Here is a 14,974-nt window from a genome sequence, read left to right as displayed (position 1 = left end):
CTCCATTTTTTAGCTTACAAAAATAGCACTCAATGAAAATTATATTATCCGTGTCATTACGGGGCGTTACTTGGCTGGGTGTAACGTTTCAGTGCGGATTGTATATCTTCAGCAAGTTGTTGACGGATTGAGGCCGGTTGTATTACTTCGACATCCGGTATCCAGTATTTCATTAAAGGCATTATCTGATCTGTGTGTGTTACACGTGATATCACCAGTAAATCGCCAGACCGGGAAGTATGAATTATTTCCTGTCCTGGCAATAGATGACGGTGGGTAAACCACGGAGCAACATGTGCGGAAACTGAAATGAGAACTTCGATAAGGTCTTCGCTATACCAGATACCATCTGTCTTTTCTATTTTTTCATTAATTTCGGGGATTATCCTGAAAGCGATATTACTCATGCAAACGTCTTTGACAGATGAGATAACAAAGCTTTTTAATGTACTGTCATGGGCGGCAGCGAGATACCACAATCCGTCGTCATTAACCAGTCTGTATGGCTCAACAGCCCGAAACTCTTTATCTTTGTAATTAAAATTTACTTTCTTCTGTGACAGGATGGCATCGGATAATACATTCAGAATTGACATGAATGATCCGCAGTTTTCGTATGGACGTTGTTTTATCAGAAACGGGTTGTTTTTCGTGTTACCTAACAAAATACTCAGTAGTCTGTCATCCCAGCGAGGGAACAGCCCTTCAATACCCAGGATGCGCGTGAAATGACGTAAATCAGCATTGCTGCGTTGACCGAGAACACCGTCAGACAGGCGATAGCGACCATTTTGTCGAATCAGATTAAGATAGGACAGGCGCTGAGTAAGATCACGACGGATAGTTTTTTCGCAAACGTTAAATTCCTCAGATAACTCCCGGACGGCTAGTGACTCACCATTGTTCAGGCGAGTTAATATCAATCCGAGTCGATATCCAAGTTTATCGTGCTTACCCATTCGTTTATCCGGTTAATGCCAGCGAAGAGGATATTTTCAGCAAAGTAACGGACAGGATGAGTCCACTTTTACTGTGACGGAGAAAAAAATTAACTCATTAATTATCAATATATTAAAACATTGCTCGAATCATCGAATAACATGTGGACTCATACTGTCCATGTATATTTTTACGTTCAGGGTGATAATTATTATCCTGACCTGTACATGACATGTTTTTGCTGCATATTTGACCATGCACTTTTGCCATCGAGTCGGAGAGGCAGGGGGGAACGTAAGATCCGAAGGTTAGAGAGGTTATCAGCAATTACAATGATGATTAATATTTTCATAATATCGGAGAACATCATATTAGTTGAAATAACATAAAGGTGGTTCTATGTATTTACATATCAGAAAGTATCAACTCGTAAATGCGAGATGGCGTGATGTCATTGATCTGACAGATTATGAAGAAACAATCAGGCAGGTTGTCGGTACATTATTTGGAAATGATTTTATTGAGGTCAGCGTTGAAACAAATTGTTTTACTCTGACAGTAAACAGTACAAGCAGTAAAATACCACACGGCATACTGGTGAATATGGGGAAAAGGCTGGCTGCTAATCTCCAGAGTATCACCTGTCATGCCATGCGGATCTATCATGTAAATGGCCATCCTGACGCGCGGCAGTTATTTCACTGTTTTGATGCCGATTGCCTGTGATTAAGCCCCCAACTTCTGTTAAAGGAGTTGGGGGAGATTTAACGGTTATCAGACTGGAAGACAGAATGTCGGATATTTACGGGCTATGATATCCATCAGTGACTTCATTCGCGGTGTTACAGAACTAAATTTCATTTGGGGTATTTTTGCTCTTACCGCATTTTTTACATCAGTCACCGTTACTGAATAGCCTTCTGACGTCAGCCATTCAGCAACCTCTTTACAGGAATAACTTTTTTTATCTTTCAGCATCAGCCCCCATTGGCACTGAGTCAGCGCCCGGAGAAATAGTCTGACTAAAATATCATCACTACGTTTGCTTCCGACTTTTAGTTTCATATCAGAAAACACCGTCCGGCAATAGAGAAAATCACACCAGTCATCCCAGTCAGCCAGCGTCTTCAGTGTATGCATTTGCCGCCAGTCGTCGAAAAGGGAGCGTTGCTGCAGAGCCTCTTCCATATTATCCCATGGGCGGGAAGACATCAGTAAATGCCCTTCATTCATGGCGGGCTGTACGGGCTGGCGTTTGAAATCGAATTCCAGATTAAGACGGATATCCTGTTCCCGGGATACCAGATCGCTTTCCGACAGCCACATCTCACGCGTTGATATCAACGTACTTCGGGATAACGTCTGACCGGGTAAACGATTAAGGTAAAGATCTACCATATAGTCGTTATAGTCACTGCGTGGAATATCGGCAGGAGGTTTGACGCCAGCCCTGGCATGAACAACAGGTTTTCCCTGAATAGCTCTATAGGTTAACTGCCCCCGGGTTTTCATGGCGATAAGCTGGCTGACCTCATGCTTACATGTCAACATTGATGAACCCGGATCAACAATATCGCACAGCGACTGGAAGCGGGAAGACAGTGGACCGCTCATGTTTATCTTGTTAAGTGGGCAATTTGTCAAAAAGCCATCGGTTGTGACGCTGACAACCGATGAATCAGAGGGCAAAGCATTCATGAGTTCCCCGACAACGGCGCGGATAAATCCCGTCACATGCGCAGCAAAGAATGGCTGAGTAACCGATGATGGTGGGAGGGATCTGTTTAATCCACGAGCAGTATCAAAGGCGGTTTTGGCGCGAAGGCCCTGAGCAAGTTTGCCATAAAGCGAGTTGCCAATTTCTTTCCAGAATTTCTCCTCCAGAGAACCTTTAATATGGCGATTACGGTTCTCACGGACCTGTTGAACAAAGGGAAGAAACACCGATGTTGATTCGCTGTTATGTGGGGAGGTGTCACAGATCCAGGGGACGATGATCCCATTATGGATCGTCATCTCTGCCCCGAGCGACAGAGCAAGTTCGATTTCAGGTGCCGTTGCCCATGATTCGCCACTTAATGGAAAGAATAACCCATATTGATCGGTCCGAACCGGCAGGCTGGGATAGGGAACTGATTCCGGGAACCGAAATGTGACAAGCGCAAATCCCATTACATGCCCACAGTAATCGTCCGGATTTTTACTGAGGCGGATGTTCCCGTAATCGGGTGTGAGGATATCTAATAGCCCGGTGGTATACGCTCCAGCCAGATCGTAGTCATACCAGTGATCAGACGGTGTAACCCCCATCATAAAACACTCATTGCGTCCGCCGTGGTAACAATTGATCGGGAACGTTTCAAACAACTCTCTTGAAGGAACACTGGCGGGGTTTTTAATCGTCCGGAATGCCTGTTTTTCCGTGAGCCAGAGTTCACGGGTTTTAATGTGTGTCCCAAGGCAGACTTCAGGAGACATATTGTTTTCTTTAAGTGTTTTGGTGAACCGTGAAACTGCCATCGCCCCGATGGTGGCGGGGACACGATCAATCATCAGCTCCCGGGCGCAAAAATTGCGAACCTGTAAAGCATAACGAACCGCAATCTCGGCATCCCGCAGAGCATAGGCTTCAAACCCTGCTCTGTCGCCCAGAAGATATTCACGCATATTGGTTATGGAATAAGGTGCAGGAATGGTGAGTTTGGGAAGACCCAGTAATTCACCACATTCAGCCAGACCCATACCCCCGGGAGTGATAAGCAGTGTATCGATGAAAGCTACGTTACTGCAACGCGGAGGGGAAGTTCGTTTGTCAAACATTATCTGTTCAGTCTTTACGCGACGTTCCTGCTGTTCATCAAAATCGATACCGTAACGATTTTTGAAGCTGCTGACAGTACCGCGTATTCCTTTCAGAAGAATTTTGTAGTCTGACCAGAAATTGGCAAAGGAGGCGATTTCCGCACGAATGAAATGCGCATATATATTAATAATACCGGGCCATTTTGTAATCACACCCGTTTCAAGAAGCGGTGTAATCGTTTGACAGAGAAATTCCTTAAAAGACAGCCGGGATTTTTTCTGTGAGTCAGGTGGATAGATAATGTTCGATATACCTGTATTATCGGGTAAGACAACATAACTCTGATATGACAGAATATCATTCTGTTGTGTTTCAGGATTGAAAACATATTCGGTATCAAAACCGATATAGAGTGTCAGGTCACTTGAAATCACAGACACTTTTTTTGATGCAGGTGGTATCACAGGATAATCATCAAGCGTTTTAGGTCTTTTACGATTGAGCGCTGGCTCTGAAGTCACGGACTGATACCCCGATGCGGCAGCGAGGATGTCCTGCAAATTATTGCTCATAGTTAACTCCGAAAAAACGCCGGGAGTTTGTCCCCCCCCGGCATAATGAATCAGGATTTAATGACGTCTACTACAGCTTTGAAAATATCATTTTTGCGAGATTCATTATCTACATAGATAAAGGAAACGAGTTTCCTGCCTGCTTTAATCAGGATGCCACGTTGCGTCTTTTCCACAGACGGGGTAACGTGTGCAGATAACAGACAATGTTCATGTAAGTGAAGAAACTTTTTTGAGGCGTAGCCGCCATGTAATCGTGCTTGAATGTCAAGATACATATCATCAAGAGAACCGGGTTCTCCTGATTCACTCAATACCGAATAACCCTTCTTATCAAAAAGGTTAAGGATAGATTTACTATCATGTTCGAACAGGGTAACACCGTAAATGTATTTCATTCGAAAGGTGAGGTAATCGGTGGTGTAGACCTCCTCCTGACGATTGAAATTTTTGAGACGCCTGGCTAATTCATTAAAAACAGCACGAGCAGTAGCCGTGTCCTGCAGGGTGTAGGTATAAAGAACGAAGCCATCTGTGCCGATGAGCTTTACTAAGTTGTCCATAATCGTGATAGCGAGAACTAATGCAAAGGACAGATATTTTTCATCGTTGTCTACAGCTGTGCTTGCCGATTCGGGAAGAATGTTCAGTGCATTATTAGCGTTATTTTCCGTGTTCTTAGTAACCATTTATATCACCTTTAAGTTTGTTTTGACGATGTGCATTTTCCCACTCAACAATATCGTCAAGAGAGAATCGTATAGCCCGCCCAATTCTGATGAAGGGCGGGAGTTTTCCGGGATTGCGAGATATATCTGACGCAACCGTGGATGCAGAAAGATTAAATCTTTCTGCGAACTGCTTAATGGTTAAATACATAAACCTCCGGTTTCAGAGAATAAGAAGCCACGCGGATTTAATATCAATCCACATTCTGTGATGACTTAATGCAGGGCCCTGCAGAAGCATGCAATGACAATACCGTCCTTAAACGAGTGTTGCATCAATCACGAATCACAGATCATTGGTTCATTTTTTCGTGTCATAACTTTCAATGACCTGAGAAACCACTGCGTGCGATGTCGCTGCATTGTGAAAAGCGTAGCGACGGGTTGCCGTAAGTGAGTGATGATTGAGCAGATGGGAAGCGATTGCAATATCCCCGGTCGCCTGTAGTACCCGGGTGGCAAAGGTACGGCGCAGGTCATGCATCCGCAGGTTATCAATGTCGGCATCCCGGCAAATACGGGCAAAGGTTGCACGCGGATATGCCAGAGGGCGGGCATTGTCGGTTAGTCGCGGAAAAATGTAAGTTTTGCTGAGCATCAGGTCCTGCTGGCACTGGACAACTGCAATGGCTGGAGGTGCAAGTGGGCAGGTGAAAGGGTGTCCGGACTTTGTATCAGGCAGTATGAGTTGATGCATATCCGGGTGCCAGTACTCCCATTTCAGGGTACATACCTCACCAATACGCATCCCCGTATAAAGAGCAAGCAATATAGAATCAGCTGCCGGTGTTTGCAGCGCTGTTGCCGCGTCAATAAAGCGCGGGATTTCTGTCGCTGATAGTGTGCGATAGCGAATGTTATTTTCTTTCAGATAGCGGACATGTGTCATCGGGGAATGCGTGATCCATCCAGCACGTACTGCCAGAGAGCATATTTTGGACAATATTGCGAGGATACGGTTTACTGTTGACGGACGTAATTTTTCCCGTAAGCCAGCAGCATATTGTTCTAGTTCTCCTGCCGTGATGTCGCGAAGTTGCCGCTTGCCCCAGAACGGGCGAACGTAGAGGTTGAGTTTTGACAACTCTGACTGAGGACTCTTTTTATACAACTGCAAATCCGGTAGCCACAGGTCATTGATGGCCTGTTCCACAGTGAATCGACGGGACTGAACCGCAAGACGATTTTTATCAGCAAGCAGTTTCATCACATGCTGACGGGCATCCTCAACGCAGAGCTGAGGGAACTGACCCAGGGTTTCATATATACGCTGATTGTTTATAGTGGCACGAAAGGCCAGCGTGATCCGATTGGGATACACCAGAGCACGCAGGTTTTGGCAGTGAATATCACGGTATTCCTGACAACCCGTGAGGGGATGTGGAAGTTGGTGAATTGATTTATTGCTGAAACGCAGATCCAGAATAGGCATCGTATTTCTCCTGTAAATGACACTGGAAAAATACGATGTGAGGTTATAGTCTGCCAGTTACAGCTTTCACAGTTCATCAGGTGAAAAATGCTGATTCGGATATAATGGCAACACAATTCCATGTCGCCATTATATTAAGAAACTACAGTTTCATGATCTTGTTCGCTATTTTTTCGAAGTAAACCTCATTCTTAAGAAGAGTGATATTGTTAGTTTGAACACCCAGACCACTGGACGTTGACTGGAAATTCATTGAACCACTTATCACTGTGGACTTTCCTGATAAAAAGGAAATCAACTCCTTGGAAGATGGTGCCCACTCAGGGTTTAAGAGTAATGCAATATAGATATATGTCTTACGAAGCAATTGTTCGATATCTTTTTTATGCCCTGTAGTGTTTTGCTTACCTTTAATGCAAATAGATTTGATTATGAACTCATCAGGGCTGGTTAAAGGCGTTTTAAACTTATTCAGTGATCCATCGTTATGAATGACTTCATAAGGCAGCATAGATAAAATGATCAATGCAATCATTTTAGGATGATAAAGGTAGTTATCACGAATGATTTTTCCTGCCTTCATTGTATTGAGCGTTGTTTGAATAAATACAAAAAGATATTCAGAGCAAAAGTAACAAAACACAAGCCAGGATAGGTCAATGGCTGGAATGTTAATATCCTTAGGTAGTTTGTTTAGCCAGTATTCAGACTTCAAAAAGGTCCTGATTTCAACAGTATATTCATGCATTTTTGCGCTGAAATCAAGCATTGCTACTTGACCTGATTGTTCCGTAACTGTGTGGTCTATAAATGTTAGTGTATTGCACATTTTATCCAGCGTGTTTTGAAAACAAGAAAGGAGTTCGGCATTATTATTACCATTAACCGCAGATGAAAGTTCAGTTTTAATAAATGCATCCAGTAGCATACAGATTTCTTTCGGAATGACATTTTTACGGGATTGCTGTGAATAGAAATGTACTGCCAGTAAATTAAAGGCAGTGCACTCCTTTTTTAACCATTGTTCGAGCACTGGGACGTGCTGAAAAAAATTGATATGCTTAGCAGTAGATGCTGATGGAGACAGTACATGAAGAATATCTACAGCAGGCTTCATTTGCAATATTTGATCGGATTCGGTAGTCGTCATTAGTTCCAGTAATTGCTGTTCAGAAAATAGTTTAGACAGGTGATCAATGTCTTTTTGGTATTGATTAAGTTTTGTTAAATTCCCCGGTATACGGGTTACATTGTTTTTCATTTTCTCGAACATAATTTTATCCTCGTTTGAATTATTACACTGATTTAAAAAGTAGCATGTCGTGTTAGCGAGGTAATCCTAAAACGTGAATGGCAGCAGGGGCAAGCTTGAATCTGCGTAAGGATATGGCTTGAATTTAATGGTGTAATTAGTGGGTTAGAGGCTTATAGCTATTTAAATACAATAAGTTATGACGGTGTGTGGCGGGTGTAAATCGGTTAGTTTTTATGGTTAAAATATGAGCGCTGTGAGGTTTGAGATATGATGGTTTTGAAATTACATAAAACCAAGGCCTGATAATCAGTATCAATACCGGAACGATGTCATATGATTAACACTGTCTATGGCATTGATAATGATCTATGCAAGGCTGAAACTTTGAGTCGTATGTTGCCAGGAGGATTAATGTCCACAAGGCCCAGATAGAATGATTTCTCAGATATTAAAGTTGAAACTTATTAACTATGTGAGAGGCTGATATTTATTCAGTCTCTCATTTGTTTTTATCGTTTTAAAGTTAAAAGGAAATAAATAATGCCTTCCGCCGATGAATCAGTGTGCTGATTTCCCTCAAATCAGCCTCAATACTACCAACATCACCAAAGACTTCACCTCTAATCTCACTTCGATTTTTCATGAAATTGGTGCTTAATAAGCTTTCTTTTTTAATGCCATTAATTTTGGTTTTATATCGTTATAGAAGTGCTTATGGCTTACCCTGATGTTATGAATCGAGTAGTAAACTGTTTTATACATCAAAAATATAAGTAACTGGCCGAGAAGATATTCTTTTTCAATGTATTTATATTGAGAGGATTTTTCGCGTTTCGCCAGGTAGAAAACATGAGGTGCGATGATGGTGGGGATAAAATCCAGTGCTGGAGAGGTTTTGGTTTTTTCTGTTTCTCTTCCGGATTGAAGATGTTGAAGTACAGAGTATACAATGCTTATAATTATGGCGTTACTTATATTATTAATTGCAGTTGGGTAAATATGCAGATTGCTTATCAATTCTGAAAGGCAAAGTAAAACACCAGTGATGTTGGGTTTTCTGCCAGAGATTGTGGTGCTGTTGAAAATGTGACGATTCTTACGACTTATATTGACAAGTTTATGAGTGCAGAACTCTATATGTTCGACGATTTTATCTTGACTGTTTTTAATGTATTTTGAAATGTTAGTGATCCGACCATTCAACGTTAGTTCATCAAGCAGTATATCATTTTTAATATTGCGAATTTCATCGCAATGTTCACATTGAGAAACTATCTCATGTAATACATAACTCGACGTATTGCGGGGTGACGTTGATATGTAATCTAAAACAGAAGGCTCGATTTTGATTTTTTGTTTGTATTTTTTAATGCACTGTTTGATTGTTTTTTGTAGAGTATTTGAGATGTGTTTTTTATATTCTTTTAGAAAATCTTGCTCTAAAAAGAGTGAGGAGAAGATCAACTGCTGGCGAGATAATTTAATCTCAGGCTTGATCAATTTAATCCGGAAAACTCTTCCCTCCAACTCATAGCTGAACATGGAAGATAAGTCATAGTGGGGTGATAAATGTTCGAGTAACGACATTCGTGTATTCATTAGCCGCTTGAATTTATGGTCAGCATACATAAGTGTTTTTTTTATTTGCTCATCATAAAGTGGGCCGATAGCGCAGTTGGCAATACTCATTCTATCCGGAGACCTCCAGTCAACAGGGGAATCACATTGACGGTCATCATTACTATCAAAGGGCATCAACGTTGCCGATTATGGATGATGTCAGCTTCACACACCAGAACGGGTGATATATGGATCATCATTACCCCAACGGCAGTTTTACACCATGGCTAATATGGATGCTATCTTACTAAGATAATTGGTTTTTAGCGAGTGACGAGCCAGGTTGTGTCAGTCTGTCTCATGTCGATATTACGGGGATGATGCAAACCTGAATGCTGCGATATTGGCGTGTCAGGGGAGGCATCTTACGGTATCATTTACCGCAATTTTTAAGATGCAAAGCCCTGCATCGCTAGCTTTTTCTTTAGACCAGGATGATTCATGAACGACAAAATCAGTCAGGACACGATCAACAAAGCCCTGTGGGCCGCGTGTGATACGTTCCGTGGCACCATCAGTGCTGATACCTATAAAGACTTTATCCTTACCATGCTGTTCCTCAAGTACATTTCAGATGTCTGGCAGGATCACTATGACGAATACAAAGAACAGTATGGCGATGCGCCGGAACTGATTGAAGCGATGATGGCCAACGAGCGTTTTGTACTGCCAAAAAGTGCCAGCTTTTATGCGCTGTACGAACGCCGCCATGAGCCGGGTAACGGTGAGCGTATCGATCAGGCTCTGCATGCAATCGAAGAAGCCAACGGAACCAAACTGAAAGATGCCGGGAAAAGCGTGTTCCAGGATATTTCGTTTAACACCGATCGTCTTGGCGAAGAAAAACAGAAAAACACCATACTGCGTCAGCTACTGGAAGACTTCGCCGGTGAAGATCTCAACCTGAAGCCGAGTCGTGTCGGTACGCTGGACGTTATCGGCAATGCTTACGAATACCTGATCAAAAACTTTGCCGCCAGCGGTGGGCAGAAAGCCGGGGAGTTCTATACCCCGCCGGAAGTTTCGGACCTGATTGCAGAACTGCTCGATCCGCAACCGGGTGATACCATCTGCGATCCAGCCTGTGGTTCCGGTTCATTATTGATGAAGTGTGGGCGTAAAATTGTCTCCGGGCATGATAGTCGTAACTATGCATTGTTCGGTCAGGAAGCGATCGGTTCTACGTGGTCGCTGGCGAAAATGAATATGTTCCTGCACGGGGAAGACAACCATAAAATCGAGTGGGGCGATACCATTCGTAACCCGAAGCTGCTCGATAAAAATGGCGACCTGATGCTGTTTGATATCGTGACCGCTAACCCACCGTTCAGCCTCGATAAGTGGGGCCATGACGAGGCCGAGAACGATAAGTTTGGCCGTTTTCGTCGCGGTGTACCGCCGAAGACTAAAGGAGATTACGCTTTTATCTCGCATATGATCGAAACCCTGAAACCGGGAACTGGCCGTATGGGCGTAGTTGTGCCACACGGTGTGCTTTTCCGTGGCTCCAGCGAAGGTAAAATTCGCCAGAAACTGATCGACGAAAATTTGCTGGATGCGGTAATTGGTCTGCCGGAAAAACTGTTCTACGGTACGGGGATTCCGGCTGCGATTCTGATTTTCAAAAAGCAGAAAGTTGATGACAAGGTGCTGTTTATCGATGCCAGCCGTGAATTCAAGGCAGGTAAAAACCAGAACCAGCTTAGCGAAGGAAACATTAAGAAAATCGTCAAGACCTACCGTGATGGCGATAACGTCGAGAAATACGCCTATCTTGCCAGCCTGAAGGAAATTCAGGACAACGATTACAACCTCAATATTCCGCGCTATGTCGATACCTTTGAAGAAGAGGATGAGATTGACCTGGTGGCGGTGCGAGCAGAGCGTGAGCAACTGAAGGTGGAACTGGCGAAGCTGGAAGTTGAGATGGCGGGTTATCTGAAGGAGTTGGGTTATGGTGCCTAAGGGGTGGACGCTTCTCCAAGTGTCAGATATTTGTAAGTTACAAAATGGTAATAGTTTCAAGCCACATGAGTGGGATACACAAGGTCTCCCTATCATTCGAATTCAAAATTTGAATGGAAGCGATAATTATAACTATTTTTCAGGTGTTCCTCAGGATAAATGGTTGGTTGAACCAGGGCAGTTACTATTTTCCTGGGCAGGTACAAAAGGTGTATCCTTCGGTCCTTTCATTTGGAATGGGCCAAAAGGTGTTTTGAATCAGCATATCTACAAGGTATTTGCAAATGAAAATGTTCATGGACACTGGCTGTATTTAGCTTTATTGCATATAACTCAAAAAATTGAAGCGCAGGCTCATGGTTTCAAATCAACATTATTACATGTTCAAAAAAAAGACATTGATAATCAATTTGTGCTTACCCCGCCTGTTGCTGAACAAAAGAAAATAGCCCAAATCCTGTCAACCTGGGATAACGCGATTTCAGTAACGGAAAAGCTTCTCACCAACAGTCAGTTGCAGAAAAAAGCCCTGATGCAGAAATTGCTTACCGGGAAGAAACGCTTGCTGGATGAGAGGGGGGTCAGGTATGGTGGTGAGTGGCATCGTGCTGAGCTTGGCGCAGTTTTAGATTATATGCAGCCAACCCCTTATCTAGTTGATTCTACTGATTATAATGATAGTTACTCAATCCCAGTTCTTACAGCAGGTAAAAGTTTCATTCTTGGCTATACCAATGAAGAACATGGTATTTATCATGCACCTTTGCCTGCCATAATTTTTGATGATTTCACGACTGATAGTAAGTTCGTCGATTTTGAATTCAAAGCAAAATCCAGTGCGATGAAAATTCTTACAGCCAAAAAAGGAGTATCTGCAAAGTATATTTTTGAAGCAATGCAAATGTTGAAATTTAAAATAGGTGGGCATCAGCGGCATTGGATTTCAATTTATTCCAACTTAGTAATACCTATTCCAGATGCCAAGGAACAACAAAAAATCGCATCAGCTCTGTCCACTGCCGACGCTGAAATCTCCACACTGGAGAAAAAACTCGCCTGCCTGAAAGAAGAGAAAAAAGCCCTGATGCAACAGCTACTGACTGGCAAACGTCGGGTGAAAATGGATGAGGCTGTTGCTGCATGAAACTGACGAAAAGTGGTCCACTGACTGACCGGGAAATCGACTGGCTGGAAGAGGTGTTGATGAAATACGGCAATGATGACTCTGTGCTCTGTTTCTCTGAGCTGGATGGCTTTCTGACGGCGATTGTCTCTGGCCCGAATACGATTTCCCCTAATACCTGGCTCAGTGCTATCTGGGGGCGAGGTGATTACCACCCTCGCTGGACCACTGAAAAAGAGATGACGCGTTTTGTGGGGCTGTGTTTTCAGCATATGAACGATATCGCTGGCTGCCTGTATGAGGCCCCTGAACAGTTTGAACCGATTTTCAATGGACGTGAGGTGAAGGGGAAGACATATACCATCGTCGAAGAGTGGTGTTTCGGGTATATGAAAGGCCGGTCTCTGGATGACTGGTCAGCCTTGCCAGAGGCCTTACGTCCCTCGCTGGAGGCGATAGCCCTTCATGGTATTGAAAAGAACTTCCCAGTGGTTGAGAAAATGTCACCTGTTCAATTTGAACAGAGTATTACTCTCATTCAGCCTGCGGCACTGGCGCTTTACCAGCACTGGTTGTCGGTGAGAATGTCAGAAGCATCATCCCGGCCTGTTCCCGTGAAGGGGGCAGAAAAACTGCCCGGTCGTAATGACCCGTGTCAGTGTGGCAGTGGTAAAAAATTTAAAAAGTGCTGCCTGCACTGACAAAGCGGAAGGGGGCTTGCTCATGGCAGTGAACAATCTGGATCGTTCCCGGTGGTACATGGGAAATGTTCTCTGGTTCGGAGGCTACAACAGCAAAACGGATCGGGAGAATAACTTTGGCTTCCTCTTATCAGAGAATGGTAATGAGCTGTTTTTTCATAAGAATGAGATAAGCCGGAACTATACACCCGCTGAAAATATACCGGTGCTGTTCAGGGAAGGTATAGGTAAAAATGGTAAGCCTACGGCTTTTAACGTTCACATTCTTGATAAAACAGATGAGGAGACGGCTGAGCTCCTCATTGAATATCTCCGGGCTATTATTGAGGAGGGCGTTGATTTCGCTCGTTGGCGTTATCGTGACTGCGTTATTAATTTCCTCACTCAGTCCTTTGGCGAAAGGGCTATAATTCGGTTAGTTACCAGTGATATAGCTGTTACAAAAGTCTTACCGCTATTTTTAAAATCACGTAACTACGATAACCAGTTTGCACTTTTCGCCTCTGATAAGAATTTTGATGATTTGACCGCACAACAAATATCTCCTGCGGTCATGCCTTCGTCATTTATCGATAATAACATTGATCAATTCGCTGTTTGGGTGAAAAGATGTTCTGCGGCTACGGATTGCCAGGGGGCTTCAACATCGGACATCATCAATGAATTACTCAGCCATATATCTATAAGTGCTATTCTCTACCTGGCTTTTTACGATTGTATAAGTAGCGAGCGGATTCTTGAGCATCGGCATGATGATATAGAGAATTTTGTTCGACGTAGTTTCACGAAAAATAAAATGGATATACAACCATTTGTCCGTGATGCCTATCAGCAGAAATTCTCATCGAGAGAGCAATTTTATAAACATACCGTGATTAGTCCTTTTATCAATACGTATTTGATTAAACAGAAGATGTTCAGAAAAGATTTCAGTTTTGTTAATGATGTCGAGTCGAATACTGAAATTGCTTCTGATCCTGAATACTTCATTCTGAGTAAATTGTTACCGTTGCTTGGGCGCAACGATGAACAGTCCGTTCTGAGTATTATTCTGCATGAGATATGGCACGGAGTCTTGTCGGGTAAAATTCCGGTAAATCATCCTTCTGTTTTCAAATTGTTCCCACAATGTAGTTCATTACAAATTCGTTTCCCAAGTTTAGAATTATCCTGTGAGGCGTTTCACTGGAATGCAAAACAACCTGACGGAACGATAGAGAAAAAATTCCTTTGTCGTTCGAAAATCTGCCATGATCCGCAGGTACTACCCGACCTCAGTCGGGATTACATCGACTTCACTATTTATGACTGGCTTGCCCACTATGGCATGACCTATCTGATTGCAGGCGAACCTTCTAAGCGGGATTTCCCAATTAAACTGGCTGGGTATTTCAATCGTATCAGAGAATTACATTCCCGCTTGCATTGCCGAAGTTGTGGGGTGCTGATGGTTCCAGATATGAAATATGCTCGTGTGGAAGTCAGCGTCTGGGATACAAAGTCGAAAGGATTTGTGAAAAAACCTTTCCAGGCCGCGTATCGCCTGACCGTCTTTAAATGTGCCAGTCATTCGTGCGAACAGTTTGGTATCGGGCATTACATTAATCACTGTATTGGTTACAAATGCAGCGAAATAATTGACGCCAGGGATTTGCATGAAAAATGTTCAGAAGGACGATTTATTTGTGCATCCTGTGGTTCCTGCTGTACGACGCATCAGGAGAAATTTGGTAATGTAAACAAGGGCGAAACAGAACAGGTCAAGTACAATCGCCTTTATCGGGACTCGCCGTTCTTTTCATCATAAGTCTTCGTTCATTTTGAGCATGTCCGTAA

At 43.2% G+C, this 14,974-nt stretch carries 12 protein-coding genes; 5 read left to right on the top strand and 7 right to left on the bottom strand.

All coding sequences use genetic code 11. From position 1 onward, the window contains the following. Positions 1-56: 56 nt before the first annotated feature. The gene (locus ACJ69_RS09645) at positions 57-959 is read right to left on the bottom strand and encodes a helix-turn-helix transcriptional regulator (protein WP_058691008.1); all 903 of its coding nucleotides are present in this window, start codon (positions 957-959) and stop codon (positions 57-59) included. Between the two features lie 379 nt (positions 960-1,338). On the opposite strand from ACJ69_RS09645, the gene ACJ69_RS25230 reads away from it, so the two are divergent. Beyond that, entirely contained in the window at positions 1,339-1,665 is a 327-nt protein-coding gene (locus tag ACJ69_RS25230) for a hypothetical protein (RefSeq protein ID WP_000280683.1), read from the top strand. A gap of 48 nt (positions 1,666-1,713) precedes the next feature. On the opposite strand, the gene ACJ69_RS09635 is transcribed toward ACJ69_RS25230, so the two are convergent. The 6 genes from ACJ69_RS09635 to ACJ69_RS09615 form a co-directional block, all read right to left on the bottom strand. Continuing rightward, positions 1,714-4,314 carry a DNA polymerase type-B family protein gene (locus tag ACJ69_RS09635; protein ID WP_059346957.1) on the bottom strand — a complete coding sequence of 867 codons (2,601 nt, stop codon included), beginning with the start codon at positions 4,312-4,314 and terminating at the stop codon, positions 1,714-1,716. 50 nt (positions 4,315-4,364) lie between these two features. Then, positions 4,365-5,003, bottom strand: a complete 639-nt coding sequence (locus ACJ69_RS09630) for a hypothetical protein (RefSeq protein ID WP_000256735.1) — start codon at positions 5,001-5,003, stop codon at positions 4,365-4,367. After that, positions 4,993-5,193, bottom strand: a complete 201-nt coding sequence (locus tag ACJ69_RS24070) for a helix-turn-helix transcriptional regulator (protein WP_000281555.1) — start codon at positions 5,191-5,193, stop codon at positions 4,993-4,995. The genes ACJ69_RS09630 and ACJ69_RS24070 overlap by 11 nt, the downstream gene beginning before the upstream one ends. Positions 5,194-5,343: 150 nt before the next feature. Continuing rightward, positions 5,344-6,474: a tyrosine-type recombinase/integrase gene (locus tag ACJ69_RS09625; protein ID WP_048961851.1), complete on the bottom strand. Its 1,131-nt coding sequence runs from the start codon at positions 6,472-6,474 to the stop codon at positions 5,344-5,346. A gap of 142 nt (positions 6,475-6,616) precedes the next feature. Continuing rightward, positions 6,617-7,747, bottom strand: coding sequence for a hypothetical protein (locus tag ACJ69_RS09620; RefSeq protein ID WP_032170412.1), 1,131 nt, complete (start codon positions 7,745-7,747; stop codon positions 6,617-6,619). Between the two features lie 636 nt (positions 7,748-8,383). Continuing rightward, entirely contained in the window at positions 8,384-9,418 is a 1,035-nt protein-coding gene (locus ACJ69_RS09615; RefSeq protein WP_233424645.1) for a hypothetical protein, read from the bottom strand. A gap of 372 nt (positions 9,419-9,790) precedes the next feature. On the opposite strand from ACJ69_RS09615, the gene ACJ69_RS09610 reads away from it, so the two are divergent. Genes ACJ69_RS09610 through ACJ69_RS09595 form a run of 4 tightly spaced genes read left to right on the top strand, consistent with a single transcriptional unit; the run spans position 9,791 to position 14,945 of the window. Next, the gene (locus ACJ69_RS09610) at positions 9,791-11,314 is read left to right on the top strand and encodes a type I restriction-modification system subunit M (protein WP_058691005.1); all 1,524 of its coding nucleotides are present in this window, start codon (positions 9,791-9,793) and stop codon (positions 11,312-11,314) included. Next, positions 11,304-12,458 carry a restriction endonuclease subunit S gene (locus ACJ69_RS09605; RefSeq protein ID WP_032636145.1) on the top strand — a complete coding sequence of 385 codons (1,155 nt, stop codon included), beginning with the start codon at positions 11,304-11,306 and terminating at the stop codon, positions 12,456-12,458. Before ACJ69_RS09610 ends, ACJ69_RS09605 begins: the two co-directional genes overlap by 11 nt. After that, positions 12,455-13,138 (top strand): YecA/YgfB family protein, encoded by a 684-nt coding sequence (locus tag ACJ69_RS09600; protein WP_032636147.1) that lies wholly within the window; start codon positions 12,455-12,457, stop codon positions 13,136-13,138. Before ACJ69_RS09605 ends, ACJ69_RS09600 begins: the two co-directional genes overlap by 4 nt. Then, the gene (locus ACJ69_RS09595) at positions 13,083-14,945 is read left to right on the top strand and encodes a cold-shock protein (RefSeq protein ID WP_232936303.1); all 1,863 of its coding nucleotides are present in this window, start codon (positions 13,083-13,085) and stop codon (positions 14,943-14,945) included. Before ACJ69_RS09600 ends, ACJ69_RS09595 begins: the two co-directional genes overlap by 56 nt. The last annotated feature ends 29 nt before the right edge of the window (positions 14,946-14,974 follow it).

The sequence above is a fragment of the Enterobacter asburiae genome, assembly GCF_001521715.1.
GTDB lineage: Bacteria > Pseudomonadota > Gammaproteobacteria > Enterobacterales > Enterobacteriaceae > Enterobacter > Enterobacter asburiae.
This window is presented reverse-complemented; position numbering and strand designations above follow the sequence as displayed.

Coding starts and splice junctions, on each gene's coding strand:
- ACJ69_RS09645 (WP_058691008.1), bottom strand. CDS start 959: ATGGGTAAGCACGATAAACTTGGATATCGACTCGGATTGATATTAACT.
- ACJ69_RS09595 (WP_232936303.1), top strand. CDS start 13,083: ATGACCCGTGTCAGTGTGGCAGTGGTAAAAAATTTAAAAAGTGCTGCC.
- ACJ69_RS09610 (WP_058691005.1), top strand. CDS start 9,791: ATGAACGACAAAATCAGTCAGGACACGATCAACAAAGCCCTGTGGGCC.
- ACJ69_RS09600 (WP_032636147.1), top strand. CDS start 12,455: ATGAAACTGACGAAAAGTGGTCCACTGACTGACCGGGAAATCGACTGG.
- ACJ69_RS09605 (WP_032636145.1), top strand. CDS start 11,304: ATGGTGCCTAAGGGGTGGACGCTTCTCCAAGTGTCAGATATTTGTAAG.
- ACJ69_RS09625 (WP_048961851.1), bottom strand. CDS start 6,474: ATGCCTATTCTGGATCTGCGTTTCAGCAATAAATCAATTCACCAACTT.
- ACJ69_RS24070 (WP_000281555.1), bottom strand. CDS start 5,193: ATGTATTTAACCATTAAGCAGTTCGCAGAAAGATTTAATCTTTCTGCA.
- ACJ69_RS25230 (WP_000280683.1), top strand. CDS start 1,339: ATGTATTTACATATCAGAAAGTATCAACTCGTAAATGCGAGATGGCGT.
- ACJ69_RS09620 (WP_032170412.1), bottom strand. CDS start 7,747: ATGTTCGAGAAAATGAAAAACAATGTAACCCGTATACCGGGGAATTTA.
- ACJ69_RS09630 (WP_000256735.1), bottom strand. CDS start 5,003: ATGGTTACTAAGAACACGGAAAATAACGCTAATAATGCACTGAACATT.
- ACJ69_RS09635 (WP_059346957.1), bottom strand. CDS start 4,314: ATGAGCAATAATTTGCAGGACATCCTCGCTGCCGCATCGGGGTATCAG.
- ACJ69_RS09615 (WP_233424645.1), bottom strand. CDS start 9,418: ATGAGTATTGCCAACTGCGCTATCGGCCCACTTTATGATGAGCAAATA.